The organism is Achromobacter sp. SLBN-14 (assembly GCF_006715415.1).
GTDB lineage: Bacteria > Pseudomonadota > Gammaproteobacteria > Burkholderiales > Burkholderiaceae_B > Achromobacter > Achromobacter mucicolens.
Map to the genome: position 1 here is coordinate 1801717 of NZ_VFNE01000001.1, position 22951 is coordinate 1824667.

Here is a 22951-nt window from a genome sequence, read left to right on the forward strand (position 1 = left end):
CGGACGGAGCGCACCGCGCCGCTGGACTCGCCTTACAATGCGCTGGTGCAACACGCAGATTCCCCCTCGATGCTGAGCCGTTACCTGTGGTGGCTGGGCCAACCCGCCCAGCACTACCTGCGTATCGGCATCGCGATATCGCTGTTGGTGCACGCCGGCGCGCTGGCGTGGCGGTTCAGCGCGCCCGCGCAGACGCGGCCGCCGGTGACCAGCCTGGAAGTCGTGCTGCTGAACGCCCGCAGCGAGACCCCGCCTGAAACCCCGCGCACCGTGGCGCAGAACCAGATGACCGGCGGCGGCAACGCCGACCGCGGCGTGTCCACCACCCCGCTCCCCCAGACCGGCAGCTCGGCCGAGACCATCGTGCTGGAAGCCATGCGCCAGCGCCAGGTGCAGCTCGAAGCTGAACAGGCCCGTCTGATGACCCAGTTGCAATCGCCGCACAACGCCGGCCCCGAGCGCCAGGCGGTCAATCCGTGGCCCGATGGCGCCGATGTCGGCCAGGACGCCCAGGACCAGGCCAGCGTCATCCAGAACGCCCAGGTGGCGGCGCTGGCGGCGCGGGTCCAGCAATACAGCGCCGAACCGCGCAAACAGTTCATCGCGCCCTCCGCCGACGCGTCCCGCTACGCCGCGTATCTGGATGCCTGGCGCACGCGCATCGAGACGGTCGGCACCCAGCATTACCCCGACGAGGCCCGCGGCCGCATCTACGGATCGCTGCGCATCACGGTGTCGGTCCGTGCCGACGGCAGCATCGCCGAGGTCGAGATCGACCAGCCTTCGCCGCATGCGGTCCTGAACCAGGCGGCGCGCCGCATCGTCCAGCTGGCCGCGCCCTTCCCTCCCTTCCCGCCCGATATCGCCCGCGATACGGACGTGCTGGTCATCACCCGCACCTGGCATTTCGTCAACGACACTCTGGAAACACAGGCCCCATGACCGAGGCGATTCCTCAAGCCCGCTACGCCGTCATCGGCAATCCCATCGCGCATAGCCGCTCGCCTCAGATCCACGCCATGTTTTCGCAGCAGACCGGCAAGCCGTTGCGCTACGAGCGCCTGCTTGCCCCGGTGGATGGCTTTGCCGGCGCGGTCGCCGAATTCGTGGCGGATGGCGGGCTGGGCCTGAATGTCACCGTGCCGTTCAAGCTTGAGGCCTATGCCCTCGCGGCGGACCACCTGTCGGCCCGCGCGCGGCTGGCAGGCGCCGTCAACACCCTGTCGTGGCGCGATGGCGTCTGGCACGGCTGCAACACCGACGGCGTGGGCCTGGTCAACGACCTGCTGCGCCTGGGCGTGCGCCTGGCGGGCGCCAACGTGCTGCTGGTCGGCGCCGGCGGCGCGGCGCGCGGCGTCCTGCAGCCGCTGGCCGAGGCCGGCTGCGCCCGCATCCACATCGTGAACCGCACGGCCGCCCGCGCCGAGGAACTGGCCGCGGCCTGGCGCGCCAGCGGCGTATCACCGCAGACCCAAGTCACCGCCGGCGCCCTGGCGAGCGCCGCCCTGCCCGGCGGCTGGAATCTTGTCATCAACGCCACCGCCAGCGGGCTGCAGAACGCCGCCCCCGACCTGCCGCCGGGACTGTACGCCGACGGCGCCGCCGCCTACGACATGATGTACGGCGCGCAGCCCACCGCCTTCATGCAGCAGGCCAAGGCCGACGGCGCCGCGCTGACCGCCGACGGGCTGGGCATGCTGGTCGGCCAGGCGGCCGAGAGCTTTTTCATCTGGCACGGCGTGCGCCCGGATGCGGCGCCCGTCCTGACGGCGCTGCGCGAGGCGCTGGCCGCCGGTAGCTGAACGGCATGGCGACCCGAACTGGCCGCAGCGGCGGCCGAAACTGGTTCCGTATCACCACCGGCTTGCTCATGGCGCTGGTGTGCGCCGTCCTGCTGTACCAATTCTGGCTGTTCGCCCAGGTGGTCTGGTACAACTACCGCGACCCGGGCAGCAGCGCAATGATGCGCGAAGAGCTGTCGCGTCTGCGCAAGGAAGACCCGGGGATCGAGCTCAAGCACGAATGGGTGCCCTACGACAAGATCAACCGTTCGCTCAAGCGCGCGGTGATCGCGTCCGAGGACGCGAATTTCACGGACCACGACGGGATCGAATGGGACGCCATCCGCAAGGCCTGGCAATACAACCAGAAACAGGAAGAGGCCGGGCGCTCCAAGCGGCGCGGCGGCTCCACCATCACCCAGCAGCTGGCCAAGAACCTGTTTCTGTCCGGCTCGCGAAGTTACCTGCGCAAGGGCCAGGAACTGGTCCTTGCCTACATGATCGAACACGTCATGAGCAAGGAACGTATCCTTGAGCTCTACCTGAACGTCGCCGAGTGGGGCGTGGGCGTATTCGGCGCCCAGGCCGCCGCCAAGCATTATTTCAATACCACCGCCGCCAACCTGGGCAACGCCCAGTCCGCCCGGCTGGCGGCCATGCTGCCCAATCCGCGCTTCTACGACAGCCATCGCAAGTCCAATTACCTGAACTCCCGCGTCGGCATCCTGACGCGCCGGATGCAGCTGGTCGACATCCCCTGAAAGGGGAATGGGACGATTCGATCCTCCCGGCCGTCTTCGGGCTGCGGGATTTGTTAAGCTTTCACGTTTACGCGCTCCACTCCTTTTTCCTCCATGCGTACTGCACGTCGCTACCTGGCCCGCGAGGTCTATCGCTCTTGCGCAGTGGTCCTTCTGGCCCTGCTGGGCCTCTTCACGTTCTTCGCTTTGGTGGACGACCTGGACAACGTGGGCGACAAGTTCTCCATGATGGCCCTGCTGTACATGCAGGCGCTGGCGATCCCCACCCGTCTCTATGATCTTCTGCCCATCGGGCTCCTGATCGGCGCCATCCTGGCGCTGGCGGGCCTGGCCCAGCGCAACGAACTCGTCATCCTGCGGGTCTCCGGCGTCAGCGGCATGCGGCTTCTGCGTATGCTCTGGATCGTCACCATCCCGCTGATGATCGGCGCGGGCCTGCTGTCCGAATACGTCACGCCCTGGGCCGAGGTCAAGACCGGCGAGGCCAACCTGATGTTCCGCGGCAAGGCCGGCGGCGATCGCTTGAAGAGCGGCTACTGGTTCAAGGAACCCACCGCCAACGGCGGCACCCGCATCATCAACATCGCCGAACTGAAGGGCGACGGCCAGGTGGCGGGCGTCACGCTCTACGAATTCAAGAAAGACCTGACGATGACGGCGCTGTCCACCGCCCCCACGGGCACGTTCACGCGGGGCGACCTGGTGCTCAAGGACGTCTCCGAGACGCGCCTGGACGCCGAGGCCGCCGAGGCGCTGGCCAACGCCCGGCCGCCCAAGAATCCGCCCGCCACCGTCGTCACCCTGCCCGAACGCTCCATCGACACCACCCTCAGCGCCGAACGCCTGCTGGCCCGCGTGCTGACCCCCGAACGCATGTCGATCGTCACGCTCCTCGACTACGTGGAATACCTGCGGGACAACCAGCTTCAATATGGCCGCCAGGTCGTCGCCCTGTGGCGCAAACTGGCCTACCCCTTCACCCTGATCGTGATGATCACCATCGCTGCCCCCATCGGCCTCATGCAGACCCGCCGCGGCGGCGTCGGCGCCAAGGTGTTCGTGGGCATCCTGCTGGGCGTGGCCTTCTTCATGCTGAACCAGCTTGCGCTGAACGTGGGTATGCTGGGCAAGTGGCCGCCCTGGCTGACCGCCCTGGGCCCGAACCTGGGCGCCATGGCGCTGGCGCTGGGCGCCATGAGCTACATGGAATACCGCCACACCATTACCCGTCTCGTCCAGCAACGTTGGCCTTGGAGCAAGAGTCCCGCATGAACGGCAGTATCTGGATGATCGGCGACGTGCAGGGCTGCTGCTCGCCGCTGGATCGCTTGCTGTCCCACCCCGAACTCGTCGGCGACCCCAAGTCGCGCTTCTGGTTCGCTGGCGACCTGGTCAACCGTGGCCCGCAGTCGCTCGAAACCTTGCGCCGCATCATCGACCTGGGCGACCGCGCCACGGTGGTCCTGGGCAACCACGACCTGCACCTCTTGGCCGCGGCCGCGGGCGTACGCAAGCCGTCCAAGTCCGACACGCTGGAATCCATCCTGCGCGCGCCGGACGCCACGGACCTGCTCAACTGGCTGCGCTCCCGCCCGTTGGCGCACTTCGAACAGAACCACCTGCTGGTCCACGCAGGCACGCTGGCCAAGTGGGACGTCGCCAAGACGCTGGCCCTGGCCGGCGAAGTCCAGGACGCGCTGCGCGGCCCCAACTGGCAGAAGGCGCTTCAAAAGATGTACGGCAACGAGCCGGCCACCTGGAAGGAAGACCACAAGGGCGGCAAACGGTTGCGGGTGATCATCAACGCGCTGACGCGGATCCGCCTATGCACGCCCAACGGACACATGGAGTTCGCAACGAAGGTGACGCCGGGGGCTTGGCCGCCCGGATTGGTGCCTTGGTTCGATGTGCCTAACCGGGCGACCCGTAACGTGACGACGGTGTTCGGGCATTGGTCGACGCTGGGGTTGTTGCAGCGGCCGGATGTGATTTGCCTGGACACCGGATGCGTGTGGGGCGGGTCGTTGACGGCTTTGCGATTGCAGGATCGGAAGGTCGTGCAGGTTAAGTGTTCTCAGTTTCAGGATCCGATGGCGGAGTGAGTGCTGGCGGGTGTTTTGGCGGGGTTTTTTCGTTTTTCTGTTTTTCTGTTCTTCTGTTCTTCTTAGGCCGTTCCCGGTTGGATCTTCGTAGGTCGCGTACCGTCTTCGTCGGTCACACGACACGGCGGATCTTCGTCGGTCGCGTACCGTCTTCGTAGGTCGCCCGACGCCGCGGTCACCGTGGGCACGATCGCCCACGATTGCGGTCCGGAGCCTTCGCTCCGGACTGCCCCTTCGTCATCTTCGTCCAGGCCTTCGGCCTTCCCTTCAGATTCCCTCGGGCGCATCGACGGCGCTCGCACCCACGGTGACCGCGACGCCGTGCTGCCAGGGTCTTTGGCTTGGGGCGCTACAAGACCTGTGTTCAGGGAAGGGAATTTGCGGGGCCGCCGAATTGCTGCCGCCCGGGCGGCGGCAATCGGCATCGGGGCGGTGGGACGTCGTGAGGGGGTGCGCTTCGCGCTGGCGGTGATTGGTTTGCTAATGCCGCCGTCACGATGGGGGTGGGCGGTGATGGGCGGCGCGGCGACGGGTCGCCACAGCTTGCCGATCTGTTCGCGCCGCCCATCGGGCACTTGAGTTCAAGGGACGATTAGCGGCGACTGGGGACGTTATCGCGAAGGTGCTGATCTCTCTCGCAAAGGTGTCTGACACCCCTGAAACGCTCTTTCAAGCTTAAAGGCCGTCTATACGGGTGTCAGACACCTTGTATCTTGGCCACTGTAGTGATTAGCTATCGCTACAAGCGGACCGATGAGCGTGTTCAGACACCTAGAGCCTGGACTTTGTGGTTCAGATTACGCCTCGGTTCCGCACCTCTGAGCCGGCTGGACACTGGACGGTAGCCTAGGGCATTGGACCCTGTATGTACAAGGCAAGTGGGCGCAGCGGGCTTCTTTGGTATTGGCAAGGGAGCTTAGGTTTATGTTTTTTCTCGGAATTGACGTTTCTAAGGCGAAGCTGGATTGCGCGCTGCTTGGCAGCGATGCCAACAAACGCAAGACCAAGGTCGTACCCAACTCGATAGCGGGCGTGCAGACGCTGCTGCAGTGGTGCGCCAAGCAGGGAGCCGAGCCGGCGCAGTTGCATGCCGTGCTCGAGCCCACAGGGCAATACCATGAGCAGGCTGCCACGGCCCTGCATGACGCTTCGGTCAGTGTCTCGTTGGTCAACCCTGCCCAGGTGCGCGACTTCGCCGGTGCGCTGGCGGTGCGCTCCAAAACCGATGGGATCGATAGCTACGTGCTGGCCCGCTACGGTCAGGCGCTCAAGCCTGGGCTGTGGCGCCCCGCACCGCTGCATGCCCGTCAACTACGGGCCTTGTTGGCTCGGCGCGACGCGCTGGCCAAGGATCTGCAGCGCGAACTCAATCGCCAGGAGAAGACGCAGTTCAGTGATCCACCCGTGCTGGTCGAGGGATCCATCGCCAAAACGATCGCGTTCCTGCGCGAAGAGATCAAACGCCTGGATCATGCGATCAATGACCACATCGACCGCCACCCGGACCTGAAGGAGGATCGGGAACTGCTGACCAGCATCCCCGGCATCGGGGATCGAGCGGGGAACTCGATCCTGTCGATCATGCATAACCGACACATCGAGTCAGCCGAGGGCTTGGCCTCCTACTTGGGGGTGGTACCGGTGCAACGCCAGTCCGGCACCAGTCTGAACAGCCGGCCGCGGCTATCTAAAACGGGTCCCAGCACGGTACGTGCCACCCTCTACATGGCCGCTATCGTCAGCAAGCGCTTCAACCCACACGTTGGTGCGCTTTACGCGCGGCTCTTAGCAGCTGGAAAGAGCAAGATGGCCGCGCTAGGCGCGGCCATGAGAAAGCTGGTGCATCTATGCTTCGGCGTGCTTAAAACTCGGACACCGTATCGGCCCGACTACGCCTGAACGCTTGACGGTCAAGACGGTATCTGGTGAGACGCACGTACCTACGCGCGAAGCGTCATCACCACGCCGCAAGACGCCGCGTAAGTCTCCGGAGGCCGCCCGCGCGGCCGAACGGAGACGGGCAACGCAAGATGCTTCTAGCCAGAAAGTCTCTGCACAAAAATGCCAAGCACACCGACCACCCCGCCGGCCGTCAGATTTCTATTTCTCGAGTCCGGTGCGGTGGCGGCCCGGGGTGCGCGGGGCGTCGATAAGCCCGAGGGAATCTGAAGGCAGTCGCCGAAGGCGACAACGAAGATGACGACGGGGCAGTCCGGAGCGAAGGCTCCGGACCGCAATCGTGGCCCCGCGCGCCCCGGGTCGCCGCCGTGCCGGACGCCTTAAGAACCCAATCCGCCAACCGAAAATACCAAGCTAGCCTTCAGCCCCAGCTCACTAGAGGCCGTTCAAAAAAGACGCCCCTCCGATTCGAGCGATTGCCGAAAGCCTCTGACGTCCTAACCGCTGGCGCCCCAAACCAAGCCCGCCCTCACCCAGCCACCCTCAAAGCACCCGCAAAATCGCCTCTCTAGCCTGATGCGACAGTTCCAATCGCGTCGGCAGCGACCCATCCGGATGCCGCGCCGCCAGCGGGGGCAGGAACACCACTTCGACTGCCAATCCTGTAACGCCCAGCACGCGCCAGAGGTTCGCCACCAGCGACTCCTCGCCCACGAAGGCCGCGTAGCCGCTGCGTTTGCCGTGCTGCATGAAGCGCAGCGCCACGGGTTGGATTTCCACCGCGGCTGCTCGAGCCGGTTCGAACAGGCTGGCGTGGAAATGGAGCAGTTCAAAGCCTTCGCTCGTGGTGCCTTCGGGAAACAGGCCGACCGCGTCGCCCTGTTTGAAGCGGTCCTGCATCGACTCGCCCATCGCGTGGACCGCGTGGCGTTGGCCGCGTTCGATGAAGAGCGTGCCGGCGCCGGCGACCAGCCAGCCGATCACCGGCCAGGAGCGGATCTCGCTCTTGGCCACGAATGACGTCGCTCGCGCCGAGTTCAGTACGAAGATGTCGATCCAGGACACGTGGTTCGCCACCAGCAGCACCGGGCCTTCCAGGCGCGGCTCGCCTTTAAGGATCACCTGCAGGCCACAGGCTGCCATCAGCCAGCGCGACCAGCGGCGGTTCAGCCGCGCGCGGGCGGCGGGGCGCATCAGGGGGAAGACCAGGCCCACGCAAAGCAGGCCGAAAATGATCAGGGGCAGGACAAGGCTCAGCCGTAGGACAAAGCGCAGCAGCTTCAAACTGGAGTCTCCCAGGCCGGTTGGCCACCAACCATGGTGGCTCGTACTCGACCGGGCAGCATCATACCTGCGAAAGGTGTATGGACGCCGCGGCTTTGCAGCGCCGCGGGCATCACCATCCATTCCGCGTCCAGGTCCGCCAGACACAGGTCCGCCGGCGCATCCACGCCCAGATGGCCGCACGGGCCGAGCTGCGGGGCGACGGCGGCGAGCACCGCGGCCGGGCCGGACGTCACGCGCGCCAGGGCGTCGCCGATGGGGCGGCGGCTGTCGCGCGCCCATTTCAATGCCAGCGACAAGAGCAGTTCGAGCCCCGTCGCGCCCGGCGTGGACGCCGCGAATGGTTCTGCCTTGCCTCGGGCGTCAACCGGCGTGTGATCCGAGCACAGCGCGTCGATCACGCCGTCAGCCAGCGCCGACTGGATCGCGTCGCGGTCGCGCTGGCCCCGCAGCGGCGGCGTCAGATGGTGATTCGTGTCGAAGAAGCCGATGTCCACGTCGGTCAGCAGCAGGCTGTTCACCGACACGTCTGCCGTGACCGGCAAGCCTTCGCGGCGGGCCTTGCGCAGCAGGTCGATACCGGCGGCGCTCGACAGGCGCGCCAGGTGAATCCGCGCGCCCGTTGCGCGCTGCAATTCGAAGATCGTGTGCAGCGCCACGGCTTCCGCCTGGGCGGGCATCCCTTCCAGGCCCAGACGCTCCGCGTACGGACCGCCTGCCACCGACGTGCCGCGCGCCAGCCACGGATCCTGCGCTCGCAACCACAAGGTCTGGCCCAGTCCGCTTGCGTATCGCATCGCTCCCCACAGCACGCGCGTGTCGGCCATGATGGACTCGCCTTGCGAAAAGGCGATGCAGCCCGCGCGCGCCAGCAGCGCCATTTCCGTCAACGTTTCGCCCGCCAGACCCACGGTCATCGCGCCCAGCGGGTGGACGGCGCACTGCCCGGCCTGCGCGTGACGCATCAGCGCCTCGACCTTCGTGGGCTCATCCAGCGGGCTTTCCGCGTCGGGCGGCAGCACCAGGCGTGTCACGCCACCGGCCAGCGCCGCGCGCAACTCGGCGGGCGCGAATCCGGTGTGGCCTGCCTGCGCGACGCGCGCGGACAGGTCGATCAGGCCCGGCAGCACCGCCAGACCATTGGCATCGATGCGGCGATCGGCCTGGAATCCGTCCGGCGCCGCGCCGACCGCAATGATGCGGCCCGATGCGATGTAGAGATCGTGCTGACCGTCCACGCCATTTGCGGGATCGATCAATCGGCCATTGGCAATGTGCAGTCTCATGGCGCCGCTCCGGCCAGCACGCGCAACACCGCCGTGCGCAGCGGTTGTTCAAGCGCCGCGACACCCGCCTCGGTGGGCTCAAGGCCGGCGGCGATGTCGCCGTCAACCTCCACGCCGGGCACCAGCCCGCCGGCAGGCAACAGCAGCACGTCCGGCTTGGCGGCCGCCATCGTCGCGGCCGTCAGGCCATGCGTATGGGCGTACTCGCGCGCCGACGGAAGCTGCGCGCCGCTGAGGTCTTCGACATTCAAGGGAAACACGATCACCACGTCGGCGTCGCTCAGGCCTTCGAGGAGGGTGGCGCAGGCGCGCACGCCCAGTTGCGCAAGACCGTCGGGCAGCAGCGTGCGCGGCGCGGCGGCACGTACCTCGGGTACGCCCAGCGTCGTCAGAAGGTGGATGATCGAACGCGCCACGCGCGAATGGCGGATGTCGCCGACCAGCGTGACGACAAGGCTCGTGAGGTCGGGCTTGGCATCGCCGATGGCCTGCATCAGCGCCAGCGCCGGCACCGGATCGGCATGCCGGCCGTCGCCCGCGTTCAGGACGCGCAGGCCCGGCGCGGCATGGGCGGCTGCGCAATGCGCCGCGCCGCTTTGGGGATGACGCAGGACCAGCACGCCCGGCGCAAGGCCCGCCACGGTTTCGGCCAGCGCCTGCCCGGCTTGCGCGTCCAGCGGCACCGGCAGCATGGACAGGCTGGCCGCGGCCACGGCGTAGGCTTCGCGGTCGGCGGCATCCGTGTCGGGCAGGCAAAGAAATACCGGCATTCCCGGCGCGGCGGATGGCGGCGCATCGCCGGCGGCCGCGTGTCCGCGCGCCATCTCGAGCAGCCGCTCGACATGACGGCGGGGCAACCCTTCCGTGGTGAGCAGATGCGCGAGTTCGCCGCGGCGATCGAGTTGCGGATTGAGCATGGGCAAGACAAGCCGCGGCCGTCAGGCCGCGGGCAAGGCGTCAAGGTAGCGTTGCAGGATAACAGCCGCGGCCATTGCGTCGTCCGCGGCATGCGTGCCGAGCAGGCGCTGGGCCTCCATGCTGGAGCCGCGTTCGTCGACCAGTTCGACGGCGATGCCGAAGCGGCCGTGCAACTGGTTGGCAAAGCGCCGGCAGCGCGCCGTGGCAGGTTGTTCGCCACCCTCGGCGTCCAGCGCCAGTCCGACGACAACGCGGTGCGGCTGCCATTCCTGCAAAAGCGCCGCGATGCGGCCAAAGCGCGCGTCGCGGACCTCGCTGGAAATGATTTCAAGCGGACGCGCCTGGCGCGTCAGCGTATTGCCGATGGCAATGCCGATCTTCTTTTCGCCGAAATCGAAGGCAAGCAGGGTTTCTTCAGGCATGTCCAGCGTCGCCGGCCAGCATCACGGGATCGATGCCCAGCAGCTTGAGCGCGGCGGGATAGCGTTCCTCGGGCGGCACGTCGAAGATGATGTGCGCGTCCGCGCCCACGCTCAACCAGGCATTCTGGCCCATCTCGCTTTCCAGCTGGCCCGCGCCCCAACCGGCGTAGCCCAGCGTCACAAGCATGCGCGCGGGGCCGTTGCCGTCGGCCACGGCCTGCAGCACGTCGCGCGACGTGGTCAGCGCCATGTCGCCCAGCTTGATGCTGGAACTGTAGTCGCCGGCCGGCGCGTGCAGCACGAAGCCGCGATCGGTCTGGACCGGTCCGCCAAAAAAGACGAACGTGTCCTTGACCGGTCCGATCTCGAGCGTCAGGTCGATGCGCTCGAACAGCGTGCCCAGCGTCAGGTCGGTGGGGCGGTTGATGACCAGCCCCAGCGCGCCGCGGTCCGTGTGTTCGCACACGTAGATGACGGAACCCGCCAAGCTGCCCTCGACCATGCCCGGCATGGCGATCAGGAACTGGTTGGCGAAGTTGGCCGCCTGCGCCGCAGCGCTTTCGGTATGTTTTTCCGTCATGGCAACCCCTTCATGGGTAGTCTGTGAAAACCGTTCGGAGTGACTGCGCAGACGCAAACATCATGCCTGGCGGCCCTGCGGCGGTTACTAGGGATGGGGTATGCCCCATCTTACGAGCCTTGGCGGAATATGTGGGCGTGACGGCTTCAGATTTCCATCAGTTCGAAGTCTTCTTTGCGCGCGCCGCATTCGGGACAGACCCAGTTGGGCGGCACGTCTTCCCAGCGGGTGCCGGGAGCGATGCCTTCGTCGGGCAGGCCGGCCTCTTCGTCATAGACCCAGCCGCAAATCAAACACATCCAAGTACGCATAGTTCTCTCTTACATCAATTCCCCACCGGCATCCCCGCGGTGGGGCAAAGGTGAGGGGCTTCCATTAGAATGGGGACAATCTTACCGAAACCCAATAGGGGTTCCCCTGATTCATGCCAAATGAGCCGGGGCGCCCTCAATCAAGCGTTGTCACGTGGCCTCCGTAACTCCCCCTCTCGTTTTGGTCTTCGGCCCGTTCGATCCCTCCGGCTCGGACGGGTTGCCCGCGGACGCCGTCACCTGCGCCCGCCTGGGCTGTCATGGCCTGGCGGCCGTGACCGCGCTGACCGTGCAGGACACCGCCGGCATCGAAGAAATCCACCCCGTTTCGCCCGACCTGCTGGACGACCAGGCGCGTTGCCTGCTCGAAGACATGCCGGTGCAGGCCATCAAGGTGGGCGGACTATACACCGCGGAAACGGCCAGCGTGGCGGCGCAGGTTGCCGCCGACTATAGCCAGGTGCCGCTCGTTCTGCACCTGGGCCAGCGCGCGCAGGTGCCCGCAAGCGCCGCCGACGAGGACGAAGCCGACGACCTCCTGGCCGCGACGCTGGAACTGGTGCTGCCGCAGACGGACCTGCTGGTCATCGAACACCTGCGCCTTGCGCAGTGGCACGCCGACGGCGATATCGATATCGGGGACGCACCTACGCCCATGCACGCCCTGGTGGCAGCCGGCGCGGCCTGGGTCCTGGTGCTGGGCAGCCCCCAGCGTCCCGGTCACTTTGCCAACGTGCTGCTCGGCCCCGGCGGCCAGACGCACACCTGGCCCTGGCAGGCGCCGCCCGACCGCAACGGCGACGCCGGCGGCGTGGCGGCCACCGCCATCACCGCCATGCTGGCGCAGGGCCTGGAAATGCCCGAGGCCGTGCGCCAGGGTCTGGTCCACGCGGACGCGGCCGTGGCCGCCAGCTTCCTGCCGGGCATGGGCCGGCGCATTCCCAACCGGATCCTGCCCCAATGAAATCCTTGCGCTTCCCCACCGGCCTGTATGGCGTGACGCCTGAATGGGACGACACCGACCGCCTGCTGCAGGCCGTGCGCGATGCGGCCGCGGGCGGCATGCGCTCGCTGCAGTTGCGCCGCAAGAATGTGCCGGACGCAGTGCGCGCGACGCAGGCCCGCGCCCTGGCGCCGCTGTGCCGCGAACTGGGTGTGGTGTTCCTCATCAATGACGACTGGCGCCTTGCACTGGATGTCGGCGCCGACGGCGCCCACGTGGGCCGCGACGACGAAAGCCTGGCGCACATCCGCCGCGAGGCCGGCCCCGACCTGATCCTTGGCGGCTCCAGCTACGATGACCTGACGCGGGCACGTGAATTGCTCGACGCCGGCGCCGACTACATCGCCTTCGGCGCCATGTTCGCCTCCACGGTCAAACCCGACACGGTGCGCGCGCCGCTGTCCGTCCTGACCGAGGCCCGCCGCCTGGCCGATGAGCGCGATGCGCCCCGTCCCGCAGTGGTGGCCATCGGCGGCATCACCCCCGCCAACGCCCCGCTCGTGGCGCAGGCCGGCGCCGACGCCATCGCCGTCATCACGAGCCTGTTCGAGGCGCCCAGCATCCGGGCCGCGGCCGTGGCCTGCTCGGCGCCCTATTCCGCCAACTTCAACCGCAAGTCTTGATACCCATGTCCAGTAACGCTCAGCTTTTCGACCGCGCCTGCCGCAGCATCCCCGGCGGCGTCAACTCGCCGGTGCGCGCCTTCCGCTCCGTGGGCGGCACGCCGCGCTTCATCAAGCGTGCGCAGGGTCCGTACGTGTGGGACGCGGAAGACAAGCAGTACATCGATTACGTGGGCTCCTGGGGCCCGGCCATCCTGGGCCACTCGCACCCGGAAGTGGTGCGCGCGGTGCAGGAAGCGGCCGTCAACGGCCTGTCGTTCGGCGCGCCGACCGAAGCGGAAATCGAACTGGCCGAAGTGCTGATCTCGCGCCTGCCGTCGCTGGAACAGGTGCGCCTGGTCAGCTCGGGCACCGAAGCCACCATGACGGCCATCCGTCTGGCACGGGGCGCCACCGGCCGCGCCAAGATCGTCAAGTTCGAAGGCTGCTATCACGGCCATTCGGACAGCCTGCTGGTCAAGGCGGGATCGGGGCTGCTGACTTTCGGCAATCCCAGCTCGGCCGGCGTGCCGCCTGAGTTCGTCTCGCACACGCTGACCCTGGAATACAACAACCTGGATGCCGTGCGCGAAGCCTTCGCGCAGCACGGCGCCGACATCGCCTGCATCATCGTGGAGCCGGTCGCCGGAAACATGAACCTCATCAAGCCGGCGCCCGGCTTCCTGGAAGGTCTGCGCGAAGTCTGCTCGCAGCACGGCGCGCTGTTGATCTTCGACGAAGTCATGACGGGCTTTCGCGTCGGACCGCAAGGCGTGCAGGGCCTGACCGGCGTCAAGCCCGACATCACCACGCTGGCCAAGGTGATCGGCGGCGGCATGCCGGTGGGGGCCTTTGGCGGCAGCGCCGAAGTCATGAAGCACATCGCGCCGCTGGGCGGCGTCTACCAGGCCGGCACGCTGTCGGGCAACCCGGTGGCCGTGGCCGCGGGTCTGGCCACGCTGCGCCTGATCGGCGCCCCGGGCTTCTACGAGAACCTGTCGGCCCAGACCGCCAAGCTGGCGCAGGGCCTGCAAGAACGCGCCCGCAAGGCCGGCCTGCCGTTCTCTGCGGATTCGGTGGGCGGCATGTTCGGCATCTATTTCAGCGACAGCATCCCGGCCTCGTTCGCGCAGGTCTCCGCGTGCGACACGGCGGCATTCAACCGCTTCTTCCATGCCATGCTGGACCACGGCGTGCATTTTGCGCCGTCCGCCTTCGAAGCGGGCTTCGTGTCGGCCACCCACGACGACGCCGTGATCCAGGCCACGCTGGATATCGCGGAAAAGGTTTTCGCGGGGCTGTAAGCGTCTGCGGAGCGGGCCTGCCGCCCGCTCCCTTCAAGGCGCCTTGTACTGCTCGTACAGGGCCGTCACATTCTTCACATAAGCCTGGGTTTCCGCGTAGGGCGGCACGGCGTCGTACTTGCGCACGGCGCCCTCGCCCGCGTTGTACGCGGCCAGCGCCAGATCCAGGCGGCCCGGATACCGGTCGATCAGCCGGCGCAAATGGCGCGATCCGGCCTGCACGTTGGTCGCCGGATCCACCAGCGCGCGTTCCACGTCGTCCACCGACAGCAACGGCGCGGCCGTCGCCGGCATCAACTGCATCAGCCCCAGCGCGCCCTTGGGCGAGCGGGCATCGCTGCGAAACCCCGATTCGATGGCAATGACCGCAGTCAGCAACGCCTGGTCGACGCCGGAATCCAGCGCGGCGCGGGCGATCAGGTTGTCGTGCTTGGTCGTGGGTTTGACCGTGCTCCAGCGCAAGGGCGGTTCGGCCGCGGCCCGCGTCACCCGGCGCGCACCGTCGCCCACCTCGGGCTCACAGGTCAGGCACAGGGCTTCGACGCTGCCGCGCCCCGCCGTCCGCGCCTGCGCCCGCTTGTAGTATTTACCGGTGCCGGTGGGCACTTTCATCGTGCGCCACACCCCGAACGGGTCCTTGTAGCGGTAGGTGTCGGCGGCCTGGACCGGCGCTGCGGCCGCCAGCGCCAGAGCACCCGTCGCCAGCGCCGCCATCCCGCCGGCGCGCGCCAGGATGGCGCGCGTGGCCGAAAGAATGGAAGTGGGCGGTTGGGACATGGGACGGGGCTCCGGCGGCGTCCTGAGACGCGTTGGCGAGCCCTAATGCTGCTTGCACCATCCCGGTCCTGTCTTTCCTGCCGATGATCTACATCGCGGCAAGCCGCTGGTTTCCCAGGGAAAATCGGGGACATGACTAGGCCATGCGGACGATAAATTTTGCGTGTTACAGGCCGGTAAAGATCGTCCTTGCAATGAATATGACGTAATATTTCGTTCAATTACCAAATGATTGAACCGGCCGTTCGTGCCGGAACCGGAGAGAGGGTGAAATGGGCGCAGAAAACATGCTCCAGCTGGTGCTGGATGCCGACACCAACGTCCTGACGGCGGTCTACACGCCGCCACCCCGTCCGGAACCTTCCGAGGCCGCGCCCGCGCCTGCCGCGGCGCCCGCCCCTCAGGAGGGCGGCGAACAGCCCGACGACCAGGACACCAGCGTCGCCCTCGCCGATGAAGCCGACGCCCCGCTCATCAACACGGACCTGCCGACCTGGGACGCCCTGGTCGCCGCCGCTGCCGCGCAGGGTTGGGGCGCCGAGGCGCTCGACAACCACGCCATCCTCGCCTTCATCGACCTGTGCCGCACGGCCGCCGAACCCGTGCAGAGCCCCGTCGGCCAGGTGGTTGACGGCAGCTTCGACATCGAACTGAACGCAACCCGCATGGCGGCAACTCTGACGCTGCATCCGCCCAAGGGCGGCAAGCCCGTCACGCTGGAAGCGGTCCGCCAGGCGCTGGCCGACCAGGGCATCGTGCACGGCGTGCTGGACAGCGCGCTGGCCGAGGCCGTGGCGCTTGGGCGTGCCGAGACCATCCTGGCCGCGCAAGGCACGCCGCCCACGCGCGGCACCCCCACCCGCTTCGAGAGCCTGCTCGACCGCCTGAAGCCGCGCGCCGAAGACATCGACGAACTGGCCCAGGTGGATTACCGGGACCTGGGCAGCCTCTTGCTCGTGTCGCCGGGCACGCCGCTCATGCGCCGCATTCCGCCGCTGCCGGGCGTGGACGGCACCAACGTGCTCGGCGAGCCGGTGATGCCCGAAGAGCTGCACGACACGCCGTTCTCCAAGGAGTTGTCCGGCGTCGAAGTCGATCCCGAGAATCCCCTGCTGCTGCGCGCGGCCATCGCCGGCACGCCGACAATCATCACCCATGGCGTGCAGGTCAATCCGATGGTGGAGGTGGACGCCGTCAACCTGTCCACCGGCAACATCAACTTCGAAGGCTCCCTGCAAGTGCGCGGCGACATTGCCGCCACGATGGAAGTGCGCGTCACCGGCGACGTGGTCGTCAACGGCACCATCGAGGCCGCGCTGGTCGAGGCCGGCGGCAGCGTCACCGTCAAGGGCGGCATCATCGGCATGGCCGAAACCGTGCACGACGCCACGGCCGCGGCGCGCACCGCGCACATCGTCTGCGGCGGCACGCTGCGCGCCAAATTCATCGAGAACGCCGTCATCAGCGCGGGCCAGGACATCGACGTCGAACGCGAGATCCGTCAATGCAGCATTGCCGCCGGCGGCAGCGTGAACGTCGGCCCGCCCAACACGCAGCAAAGCGCCATCACGGGCGGCGAAACCCGCGCCCTGCTGGCGGTGCGCGCCGGCACCATCGGCTCGCCGGCAGGCATTCCGACGCTGGTGCAGGCAGGCCTGGATCCGCACGCGGACATCAAGCGCTCGGCGCTCACGCGCAAGCGCCTGAAGATGAACGAGGAAAAGGCCAAGCTGGAGCAGCTGCTGATGTTCCTGCAGGCCAATCCGCAACGGGCCTCTGGCGACGTGGTCGAGCGCGCGCGCAACACGCACACCAAGCTCATTGGCGATCTGGCCGGGTTGGAAACCGAAGAAGCCCAGCTGGCGCGCGACCTGCTGCCCCAACAGAACGCCACCATCGCCGCCACGCGCCGCTTCTGTAGCGGTACGAAGATCCAGCTGGGCAACAAGATGCAGGAGTTCCTGGAAGACCAGGTGGGCGGCAAGGCCGGCCTGGAAGAAGGCGAGATCGTTATTCGCTAGGCGCCGTCTTCCGGCATCAGTTCCTTGAACCATACGCGCGGCGAGATGCCGCGGTCGGGGCCCAGGACCGAGAAGCCGCCGTCCACCGGAATGTCGACGCCGGTCATCCAAGATGCCGCGTCCGAACACGCAAAGCACACCGCCGCGGCAATCTCTTCGCCGGAGCCCACCCGGCCCAGCGGGTGAAAATGCGCGCCAACCGCGTCCGCAGCCTGGCGGGATCCGCCTGACAACTGTTCCACCGACGGCGACCACGTCCAGGCCGGTGACACCGCCAGCACGCGCACGCCCGACGGCGCCAGTTCCACCGCGAAATTCTTGGTGATCTGCAGCAGCGCGGCCTTGGACGCCGGGTACAGCGCCCGCCCGGCCGCACCGAACTTTCCGCCCGTGCTGCCCAGGTTCACCACCACGCCGCCGCGCGGCAGATGCGCCGCCGCCATCTGCGTGAAGATGGCCGCCGACACCAGGTTCGTGTCCAGCGTGCGATGCCACTCTTCGCGGGTCGACGCCAGCCCGCGGTCCGCATATTGGCAGGCATTGTTGACCAGGAAATCGAGCCGGCCAAAGCGCGCCAGCGCGGCATCGATGCACGCCTGGATCTGCGCGTCCTGTCCGATGTCGGTTTCGCAGAACAGCGCGCGTTCGCCCAGCGCATGTGCCAGCGCCCGGCCCGCGTCGGCATTGCGGCCGACCAGCACGACGTTGGCGCCCGCCGCGGCAAAGCCGCGCGCAATGTCCGCGCCCAGCCCCTGCGTGCTGCCGGTGACGATGGCGGTCTTGCCCGCCAGGCCCGGGAAACTTGAAAAGTCCATGTGTGTTCCTTGTCAGTTGGGCGCGGCGGCCCAGCGCACCGCGTCGGCCACCGGCGCCGTCTGCGCGATCAGCCGCATGCTGGCCAGCGACGCCGCGTGCACCGCCGGGTCGGCCGATGCGCAGGCATCTTCGGCCACCATGACCGAAAAGCCGATATCGGCGGCATGGCGCACCGTGCCTTCCACCACCGAATGCGTCGCCACGCCGGCCACCACCAGCCGCCGCGCACCCAGCAGCCGCAGGGTTTCCTCCAGCGGCGTGCCATAGAACGCGCTGATGCGCGTGTGCTTGACCACGAATTCGCGCGTGCTGCCCGCCAGCGGCTGCAGCCCGTCATAGAACGCGCTGCCCCATTGCCCTTCCGGCACCGCCCCGATCCTGGCCACGTTGCGGAAGATATCGCAGTTGGGCAGCAGGTCCGCGTAGTCGGGCCGGAACGCGATGCGCACGTGCACGATGGGCAGCGCATGCGACCGCGCGCCTTCCAGCAAGGCGGCGGCGTTGTCCAGCAGGCGCTGGCGCGCCCCGCTGTCGGCATCCAGCCCGACGCGGATCTTGCCATCCGCATGCAGCACATCGTTCTGATAGTGCAGCGCCAGCACCGCCACGTCCGCGCTCATCACACGAACACCTCGAACGCATCATGCGCATCGTCGCAATTGACGAGGTCCACGCGCTTCATGCGGATGCGCCAGCCGTCGCCCTCGGCGGCCAGCTTGTGGGTGTAGCGGCCTGCCAGCTGCCGCGGCTGGCGCTTGCGCCATTCGGTCATCTGAAAGACCGAATGAACGACCAGGTTGCCGCCGGCATCCACGCCCTCGACCTGCACGCCGCCCACCAGCCGCACAGTGCGCGTGGGCGGCTGCTGGGACCAGTTGCGCGGATGTTCCAGGCGCCGGATGCGCACATCGCGCAGCATGCGGTCTTCCCAGAACAGCGAGATGTAGTCGTACGGGCTTTCCTGGCCCGGCTTGCGCGGCATCCAGTACATGCCGTCTTCGGTCCACAGCGCCTGCCAGTCGTCATAGCGCCGCTCGTCCAGCAGCCGCGCCTCGCGGTACAGGAACTGGGCGATGCGGTGGTAGGCATCGGCGGGCACGTCGGCGGGCGCAAGGTTCGCGGTGCCGACGTCGAAATCCAGATCTAGCAGCATGCGCCGTCTCCCTTGGCCGGGGCAGCGGCGCCATTAACTGCGCCGGCCTCCATGTAGGCTTTCCACGCGCGGAACTGGTTGCGCATGGGCAATTCGCTGGTGCCGTTCACGGACACCATGCCGTCGGCGTCGACGCGGTCGGTGCCGTGATAGCGGTGCATGCTGACCCAGTCGCCGCCCCGCGTCGCGTTGCCTTCCTGGCAGCGGTTGTAGAGCTCGATGTCGTCCGGCATGACGTTGGACGACGGCGAATTGATCACGTTGGCATACAGCATTGCGCGCTTGAACACGCCCTCCGGCGCACCCTTGCAGCGGAATGTCTGAATCTCGATCAGCGTGCGGTCCACGGCAACCGGCCGGATCACGCGGAACTGCTGGAACACCGTGTGAGGCGAGCCGCTGCCGTAGATCACCGTGTTGTGGCGGTTCATGCCCAGGATCTCGCGGGCGCGTTGTTCGCCATAGGCGGCGGTCAGCGACTCGAAGTGCGCGCGCGACACGGGATCGCGCTCGGCCGCGCCCGGATTGAAGATGCCCTCCATGTAGCCGTGGCCGTTGTCGTAGGCGCGCAGCTCCAGCTTTTCCCAGAATTCGTAGGGCTCGCCGTTGCCGTCCATGATGTGCAGTTCCAGCGGCATCTCGCCGATTTCCTTGGCCTCGTCGCGCGCCGCGGCATACGACGATTCATGCGTCACCCGCGCGTGCATCGTGTCGTGCAGGTTCTCGTAGAAGACCTTCCAGTTCGACCGCTGCATCACGCGGAAGACGCCGCCCGCCACTTCCACTTCGCCCACGGGCGAACGGTCGCACAGGTTGTCGATCGACGAGCGCACGCCCCCCAGGAAGTCCACCAGCGCCTGCCCCTCGGCCGCCTGGCTGGCGAACACGAAGCCGCGGTAGCTCTCCACCCGCGGCAGGCGCCGCATCGAGAACGACGGATCCGCCGGATCGTACGAGGTGCCTTCCAGGCCCTGCTTGAGCGGCACGCCCAGATGGCTGCCGTCCAGCTTGAACGTCCAGGCGTGATACGGACAGCGGAAGAACTTGCCCGCACAACCCTCGCCGTCGGCCACCACCTTCGCGCCCTTGTGCGGGCAACGGTTGTACAGCACATGCACGCGGCCGTCGGCGGCGCGCACCATCAGCACGTCCTGATCGCCCAGCCGCGTGGTGTGATAGTCGCCCGTCTTGGGCACCTGGCTTTCGTGGCCCACGTAAATCCAGGCGCGGCCGTAGATGCGCTGCATCTCCAGATCGAAGATGGCCGGATCCGTGTACAGGTCCCGATGCACGCTGTCGCCGCGCACCAGGTCCGCAAGTTGTTCGTCGGTATAAGGCATGTCGTCTCCCTACTTGTTCTCGCTGTCCTTCCAGCGCGCCATCAGCGTGTTGGAAGGCAGCGTCTCGTCCAGCAGCTTGGCCGCCGTCTCGCGCCCGGCCGTCGGCAGGCCCTTGGGGTCCAGAAGGCCCACCTGAACCAGCACGCTGGCCTGATCCCAATAGATGTGCTCGTGATAGAGCTTGTCGCCGCGGAACTTCACGATGGCCACCAGCGGGATCTCCACGTACTTACCCGTGGGTGCGACGCCCGGCAGCATCCAGTCGATCTCGGTCGTGTGGGTAAAGCAGAACAGCAGTTCATCCACGATCTGCGTGGCGCCCACCGTGCGCGACAGCGGCACCAGCCGCGTGTCCGGCGGGTTGCTGTTCACGAAATGATGCTGGTAGAAGCGCGACAGCTCCTTGTGGCCCACGCCGCCCGTCATCGTCGGAATGTGGTTCACGTAGGGTTCGGCCACCATCGTCGCCATCGTCGCGGCCACGTCGCGCGTGCCGAATTCATATTCGCAATGCTTGTCCCACAGATACGAATAATCGAATTCCGGCCCGATCGTGCGCTGCAGCGCCGCCATGCTGCGCTGGTGCGCCATCAACGCCGACGGCTTGTCGTAGTGGTCGCCGCCCGTGCGCGCAAAGGCATGATCCACGCCGGGGTACACGTACAGCTCCACACCCGGCTTGCCGCCCAGCGCCTCCAGGATGCGCGCGCGCGCCTCGGGCGGACAGAAGCCGTCCTGCTCGGCAATGTGCAGCACCAGACGGCCACGCAGATTGGCGGCCTCTTGCAGGCTGTCTTCGATGCCCACGCCGTAGTAACCCACCGCCACATCCGCGTCCGTGCGGCAGGCGGCAAGATAGGCCAGTTTGCCGCCCAGGCAATAGCCCAGCACGCCCGCCCCGCCCTCCTGCTCAGGCAAATCGCGCAGCGCCGCGAGCGTCGACGCGATGTCCTTGATGCCCTCATCCACGTCAAAGCCCTTGTACAGCTCGAAGGCACGCGGCATGTCGGCCGGGCCGTCCGTCAACTGGATGCCGGGCTGCTGACGCCAGAACAGATCCGGCACCAGCACCACATACCCTTCCTCGGCCAGCAGCTGCGCGCTGCGCCGCATGAAATCGTTGACCCCGAAAATCTCCTGGCACAACACCAGGCCCGGCCCGCGGCCCGAAGCCGGCACCGCCAGATAGGCGCCAAAGGACTTGCCATCGTGCGAGGCGATCGTCACCTCGCGCGTCGAAATGCGTTCTGTCATGCGTATCTCCTGTGTTGCGATGCGCGGCGGCCTACTTCATCTGGCAGGCGGCGGCAAAGGGATCCTGGTATTGGGTCAGCACCGTGCCCGACAGCTTGTTCGACAGCTTGCCGCTGGCGTCCGCCTCGACCACGCGCAGGTAATAGTTCTGCACCGGATACTGGTTGCGGTTGAACTTGAAATCGCCCCGCACCGACTTGAAGTCCGCGCGGCGCAGCGCCGGACGCAGCGACTCGGCATCCAGCTTGCCGCCCGTCTGGCGCACCGCGCTGTCCAGCAGCATTGCCGCGTCATAGCCCTGCGATGCATACAGCGACGGGCTGCGGTTGTATGTCTTCTTGAAATCCTCGACGAACTTGCGGTTGGCGGGGTTGTCCAGCTCTGCCGCCCACTGCGCCGTGTTGCGCAGGCCCTTGATCGGCGCGCCCACCGCCGCGATCGTGTCCTCGTCACCCGAAAAGCCCGGCGCCAGCAGCGCGATGTCCTTGGACAGGCCCGCCCCGTTGAACTGCTTGATGAAATTCACGCCCATGCCGCCCGGCAAAAAGAAGAACACCGCATCCGGCTTGCTGGCGCGCAGCTGCGTGATCTCCACGCCATAGTCCAGCTGACCAAGCTGCGTATAGATTTCCTCTGCCACGCCGCCCTTGTACAGGCGCTTGAATCCGTTCAGCGACTCGCGTCCGCCCGGATAGTCCGGCGCGATCAGCGCCACGCGCTTGTAGCCCTGGTCGGCCGCGTACTTGCCCATCGCCGCCGGGATGTCCTCGTTCTGCCAGGCCACCGCGAAGAAATTCGGATTACAGCCCGCGCCCGCGTAATTCTCAGGCCCAGTGTTCGTGCTCAGATAGATCGTGTCCGACTGCAGGATCGCCGGCATCACCGGCAGCAGCACATTCGAGAACACGATGCCCGTCATCACGTTCACCCGGTCGCGCTTGAGCAGCCGTTCCACCGCCTGACGCCCCGTATCCGCCTTCTGCTGGTCATCGGCCACCACCACTTCCGCCGTCAACCCGCCCAGCTTGCCGCCCGTATGCTGCAGCGCCAGATTGAAGCCGTCCCGGATCTCGTTGCCCAACGCCGCGCCCGGCCCCGACAGCGTGGTCAGCAGCCCCACCTTCACCTTGTCCGCTGCCGACGCCACACCCGTCGCGCCCGCCACCGCCCCCAGACAAACCAGCGCCGCCAGCGCGCGCCGGCTCCATCGATTTCGATTCATGTGCCACCCCGTATTCGCCGCCAGCCGCGCTGGCGGAAAGCTGACAGAACCCGTCTGCCGTCGGTACACGCATGCCGCCGATCCAAGTCGCCCAGCTTACGCGCCGCGGCGTCTG

General features: G+C 67.1%; 23 protein-coding genes. 10 read left to right on the plus strand and 13 right to left on the minus strand.

Features of this window, described 5'->3' with window-relative positions; genetic code table 11:
* The first annotated feature begins 69 nt into the window (after positions 1-69).
* The 6 genes from FBY20_RS08260 to FBY20_RS08285 all read left to right on the plus strand — a co-directional run bounded on the left by FBY20_RS08260 (position 70) and on the right by FBY20_RS08285 (position 6543).
* Positions 70-942, plus strand: a complete 873-nt coding sequence (locus FBY20_RS08260) for a TonB family protein (protein ID WP_056327795.1) — start codon at positions 70-72, stop codon at positions 940-942.
* Positions 939-1802, plus strand: coding sequence for a shikimate dehydrogenase (gene aroE / locus FBY20_RS08265; RefSeq protein WP_056327794.1), 864 nt, complete (start codon positions 939-941; stop codon positions 1800-1802). Before FBY20_RS08260 ends, aroE begins: the two co-directional genes overlap by 4 nt.
* 5 nt (positions 1803-1807) lie before the next feature.
* On the plus strand, positions 1808-2542 hold the full coding sequence (gene mtgA / locus FBY20_RS08270) for a monofunctional biosynthetic peptidoglycan transglycosylase (protein WP_056327793.1): 735 nt from the start codon (positions 1808-1810) through the stop codon (positions 2540-2542).
* Positions 2543-2635: 93 nt separating this feature from the next.
* On the plus strand, positions 2636-3814 hold the full coding sequence (lptG, locus tag FBY20_RS08275) for an LPS export ABC transporter permease LptG (protein WP_142051353.1): 1179 nt from the start codon (positions 2636-2638) through the stop codon (positions 3812-3814).
* Complete coding sequence (locus tag FBY20_RS08280; RefSeq protein ID WP_056327791.1) at positions 3811-4644, plus strand: symmetrical bis(5'-nucleosyl)-tetraphosphatase; 834 nt, start codon at positions 3811-3813, stop codon at positions 4642-4644. The genes lptG and FBY20_RS08280 overlap by 4 nt, the downstream gene beginning before the upstream one ends.
* A gap of 924 nt (positions 4645-5568) precedes the next feature.
* Entirely contained in the window at positions 5569-6543 is a 975-nt protein-coding gene (locus FBY20_RS08285; RefSeq protein ID WP_142051355.1) for an IS110 family transposase, read from the plus strand.
* A 543-nt stretch (positions 6544-7086) separates the two neighbouring features.
* On the opposite strand, the gene FBY20_RS08290 is transcribed toward FBY20_RS08285, so the two are convergent.
* The 6 genes from FBY20_RS08290 to FBY20_RS08315 form a co-directional block, all read right to left on the minus strand.
* Positions 7087-7827 (minus strand): 1-acyl-sn-glycerol-3-phosphate acyltransferase, encoded by a 741-nt coding sequence (locus tag FBY20_RS08290; protein WP_062841602.1) that lies wholly within the window; start codon positions 7825-7827, stop codon positions 7087-7089.
* Positions 7824-9113: a dihydroorotase gene (locus tag FBY20_RS08295; RefSeq protein WP_142051358.1), complete on the minus strand. Its 1290-nt coding sequence runs from the start codon at positions 9111-9113 to the stop codon at positions 7824-7826. The genes FBY20_RS08290 and FBY20_RS08295 overlap by 4 nt, the downstream gene beginning before the upstream one ends.
* Positions 9110-10030, minus strand: coding sequence for an aspartate carbamoyltransferase (locus FBY20_RS08300; protein ID WP_142051361.1), 921 nt, complete (start codon positions 10028-10030; stop codon positions 9110-9112). The genes FBY20_RS08295 and FBY20_RS08300 overlap by 4 nt, the downstream gene beginning before the upstream one ends.
* Before the next feature lie 21 nt (positions 10031-10051).
* Complete coding sequence (gene ruvX, locus FBY20_RS08305; protein ID WP_142051364.1) at positions 10052-10453, minus strand: Holliday junction resolvase RuvX; 402 nt, start codon at positions 10451-10453, stop codon at positions 10052-10054.
* Entirely contained in the window at positions 10446-11033 is a 588-nt protein-coding gene (locus FBY20_RS08310; protein ID WP_056327419.1) for a YqgE/AlgH family protein, read from the minus strand. The genes ruvX and FBY20_RS08310 overlap by 8 nt, the downstream gene beginning before the upstream one ends.
* A gap of 146 nt (positions 11034-11179) precedes the next feature.
* Positions 11180-11344 (minus strand): rubredoxin, encoded by a 165-nt coding sequence (locus FBY20_RS08315; RefSeq protein ID WP_003814980.1) that lies wholly within the window; start codon positions 11342-11344, stop codon positions 11180-11182.
* Between the two features lie 154 nt (positions 11345-11498).
* Here FBY20_RS08315 and FBY20_RS08320 point away from each other — a divergent pair, with 154 nt between their 5' ends.
* The 3 genes from FBY20_RS08320 to hemL are packed head-to-tail and all read left to right on the plus strand — an operon-like array spanning position 11499 to position 14253.
* Positions 11499-12308, plus strand: coding sequence for a hydroxymethylpyrimidine/phosphomethylpyrimidine kinase (locus tag FBY20_RS08320; RefSeq protein ID WP_174245394.1), 810 nt, complete (start codon positions 11499-11501; stop codon positions 12306-12308).
* Positions 12305-12970 (plus strand): thiamine phosphate synthase, encoded by a 666-nt coding sequence (gene thiE / locus FBY20_RS08325; RefSeq protein ID WP_142051370.1) that lies wholly within the window; start codon positions 12305-12307, stop codon positions 12968-12970. Before FBY20_RS08320 ends, thiE begins: the two co-directional genes overlap by 4 nt.
* A 5-nt stretch (positions 12971-12975) precedes the next feature.
* Positions 12976-14253, plus strand: coding sequence for a glutamate-1-semialdehyde 2,1-aminomutase (hemL, locus tag FBY20_RS08330; RefSeq protein WP_056327425.1), 1278 nt, complete (start codon positions 12976-12978; stop codon positions 14251-14253).
* Positions 14254-14286: 33 nt separating this feature from the next.
* Here hemL and FBY20_RS08335 read toward each other — a convergent pair whose 3' ends face one another.
* Positions 14287-15030: a lytic transglycosylase domain-containing protein gene (locus FBY20_RS08335; RefSeq protein WP_142051373.1), complete on the minus strand. Its 744-nt coding sequence runs from the start codon at positions 15028-15030 to the stop codon at positions 14287-14289.
* Positions 15031-15302: 272 nt separating this feature from the next.
* On the opposite strand from FBY20_RS08335, the gene FBY20_RS08340 reads away from it, so the two are divergent.
* A complete protein-coding gene (locus tag FBY20_RS08340) occupies positions 15303-17051 on the plus strand; it encodes a DUF342 domain-containing protein (RefSeq protein ID WP_142051376.1) in 1749 nt (582 codons plus the stop codon).
* Here the strand turns inward: FBY20_RS08340 and FBY20_RS08345 are convergent.
* From FBY20_RS08345 to FBY20_RS08370, 6 genes are read right to left on the minus strand one after another with little or no spacing between them, the layout of a single operon-like run.
* Complete coding sequence (locus FBY20_RS08345; protein WP_142051379.1) at positions 17048-17866, minus strand: SDR family oxidoreductase; 819 nt, start codon at positions 17864-17866, stop codon at positions 17048-17050. The two genes, FBY20_RS08340 and FBY20_RS08345, sit on opposite strands and share 4 nt — an antisense overlap.
* A 12-nt stretch (positions 17867-17878) precedes the next feature.
* Positions 17879-18487, minus strand: a complete 609-nt coding sequence (locus FBY20_RS08350; RefSeq protein ID WP_062841609.1) for a cysteine hydrolase family protein — start codon at positions 18485-18487, stop codon at positions 17879-17881.
* Positions 18487-19020, minus strand: a complete 534-nt coding sequence (locus FBY20_RS08355; protein ID WP_128829871.1) for an aromatic-ring-hydroxylating dioxygenase subunit beta — start codon at positions 19018-19020, stop codon at positions 18487-18489. Before FBY20_RS08355 ends, FBY20_RS08350 begins: the two co-directional genes overlap by 1 nt.
* The gene (locus FBY20_RS08360; protein ID WP_142051382.1) at positions 19011-20360 is read right to left on the minus strand and encodes an aromatic ring-hydroxylating dioxygenase subunit alpha; all 1350 of its coding nucleotides are present in this window, start codon (positions 20358-20360) and stop codon (positions 19011-19013) included. The genes FBY20_RS08355 and FBY20_RS08360 overlap by 10 nt, the downstream gene beginning before the upstream one ends.
* A gap of 9 nt (positions 20361-20369) precedes the next feature.
* Positions 20370-21614: a dienelactone hydrolase family protein gene (locus tag FBY20_RS08365; protein ID WP_142051384.1), complete on the minus strand. Its 1245-nt coding sequence runs from the start codon at positions 21612-21614 to the stop codon at positions 20370-20372.
* 31 nt (positions 21615-21645) lie between these two features.
* The gene (locus FBY20_RS08370; RefSeq protein WP_142051387.1) at positions 21646-22836 is read right to left on the minus strand and encodes an ABC transporter substrate-binding protein; all 1191 of its coding nucleotides are present in this window, start codon (positions 22834-22836) and stop codon (positions 21646-21648) included.
* Positions 22837-22951: the final 115 nt, after the last annotated feature.

Bases quoted from the DNA above. Each gene is read 5' to 3' on its own strand.
- FBY20_RS08260 (WP_056327795.1), top strand. From the start codon at position 70: ATGCTGAGCCGTTACCTGTGGTGGCTGGGCCAACCCGCCCAGCACTAC.
- aroE (WP_056327794.1), top strand. From the start codon at position 939: ATGACCGAGGCGATTCCTCAAGCCCGCTACGCCGTCATCGGCAATCCC.
- mtgA (WP_056327793.1), top strand. From the start codon at position 1,808: ATGGCGACCCGAACTGGCCGCAGCGGCGGCCGAAACTGGTTCCGTATC.
- lptG (WP_142051353.1), top strand. From the start codon at position 2,636: ATGCGTACTGCACGTCGCTACCTGGCCCGCGAGGTCTATCGCTCTTGC.
- FBY20_RS08280 (WP_056327791.1), top strand. From the start codon at position 3,811: ATGAACGGCAGTATCTGGATGATCGGCGACGTGCAGGGCTGCTGCTCG.
- FBY20_RS08285 (WP_142051355.1), top strand. From the start codon at position 5,569: ATGTTTTTTCTCGGAATTGACGTTTCTAAGGCGAAGCTGGATTGCGCG.
- FBY20_RS08295 (WP_142051358.1), bottom strand. From the start codon at position 9,113: ATGAGACTGCACATTGCCAATGGCCGATTGATCGATCCCGCAAATGGC.
- FBY20_RS08300 (WP_142051361.1), bottom strand. From the start codon at position 10,030: ATGCTCAATCCGCAACTCGATCGCCGCGGCGAACTCGCGCATCTGCTC.
- ruvX (WP_142051364.1), bottom strand. From the start codon at position 10,453: ATGCCTGAAGAAACCCTGCTTGCCTTCGATTTCGGCGAAAAGAAGATC.
- FBY20_RS08310 (WP_056327419.1), bottom strand. From the start codon at position 11,033: ATGACGGAAAAACATACCGAAAGCGCTGCGGCGCAGGCGGCCAACTTC.
- FBY20_RS08315 (WP_003814980.1), bottom strand. From the start codon at position 11,344: ATGCGTACTTGGATGTGTTTGATTTGCGGCTGGGTCTATGACGAAGAG.
- thiE (WP_142051370.1), top strand. From the start codon at position 12,305: ATGAAATCCTTGCGCTTCCCCACCGGCCTGTATGGCGTGACGCCTGAA.
- hemL (WP_056327425.1), top strand. From the start codon at position 12,976: ATGTCCAGTAACGCTCAGCTTTTCGACCGCGCCTGCCGCAGCATCCCC.
- FBY20_RS08335 (WP_142051373.1), bottom strand. From the start codon at position 15,030: ATGTCCCAACCGCCCACTTCCATTCTTTCGGCCACGCGCGCCATCCTG.
- FBY20_RS08340 (WP_142051376.1), top strand. From the start codon at position 15,303: ATGGGCGCAGAAAACATGCTCCAGCTGGTGCTGGATGCCGACACCAAC.
- FBY20_RS08345 (WP_142051379.1), bottom strand. From the start codon at position 17,866: ATGGACTTTTCAAGTTTCCCGGGCCTGGCGGGCAAGACCGCCATCGTC.
- FBY20_RS08350 (WP_062841609.1), bottom strand. From the start codon at position 18,487: ATGAGCGCGGACGTGGCGGTGCTGGCGCTGCACTATCAGAACGATGTG.
- FBY20_RS08355 (WP_128829871.1), bottom strand. From the start codon at position 19,020: ATGCTGCTAGATCTGGATTTCGACGTCGGCACCGCGAACCTTGCGCCC.
- FBY20_RS08360 (WP_142051382.1), bottom strand. From the start codon at position 20,360: ATGCCTTATACCGACGAACAACTTGCGGACCTGGTGCGCGGCGACAGC.
- FBY20_RS08365 (WP_142051384.1), bottom strand. From the start codon at position 21,614: ATGACAGAACGCATTTCGACGCGCGAGGTGACGATCGCCTCGCACGAT.
- FBY20_RS08370 (WP_142051387.1), bottom strand. From the start codon at position 22,836: ATGAATCGAAATCGATGGAGCCGGCGCGCGCTGGCGGCGCTGGTTTGT.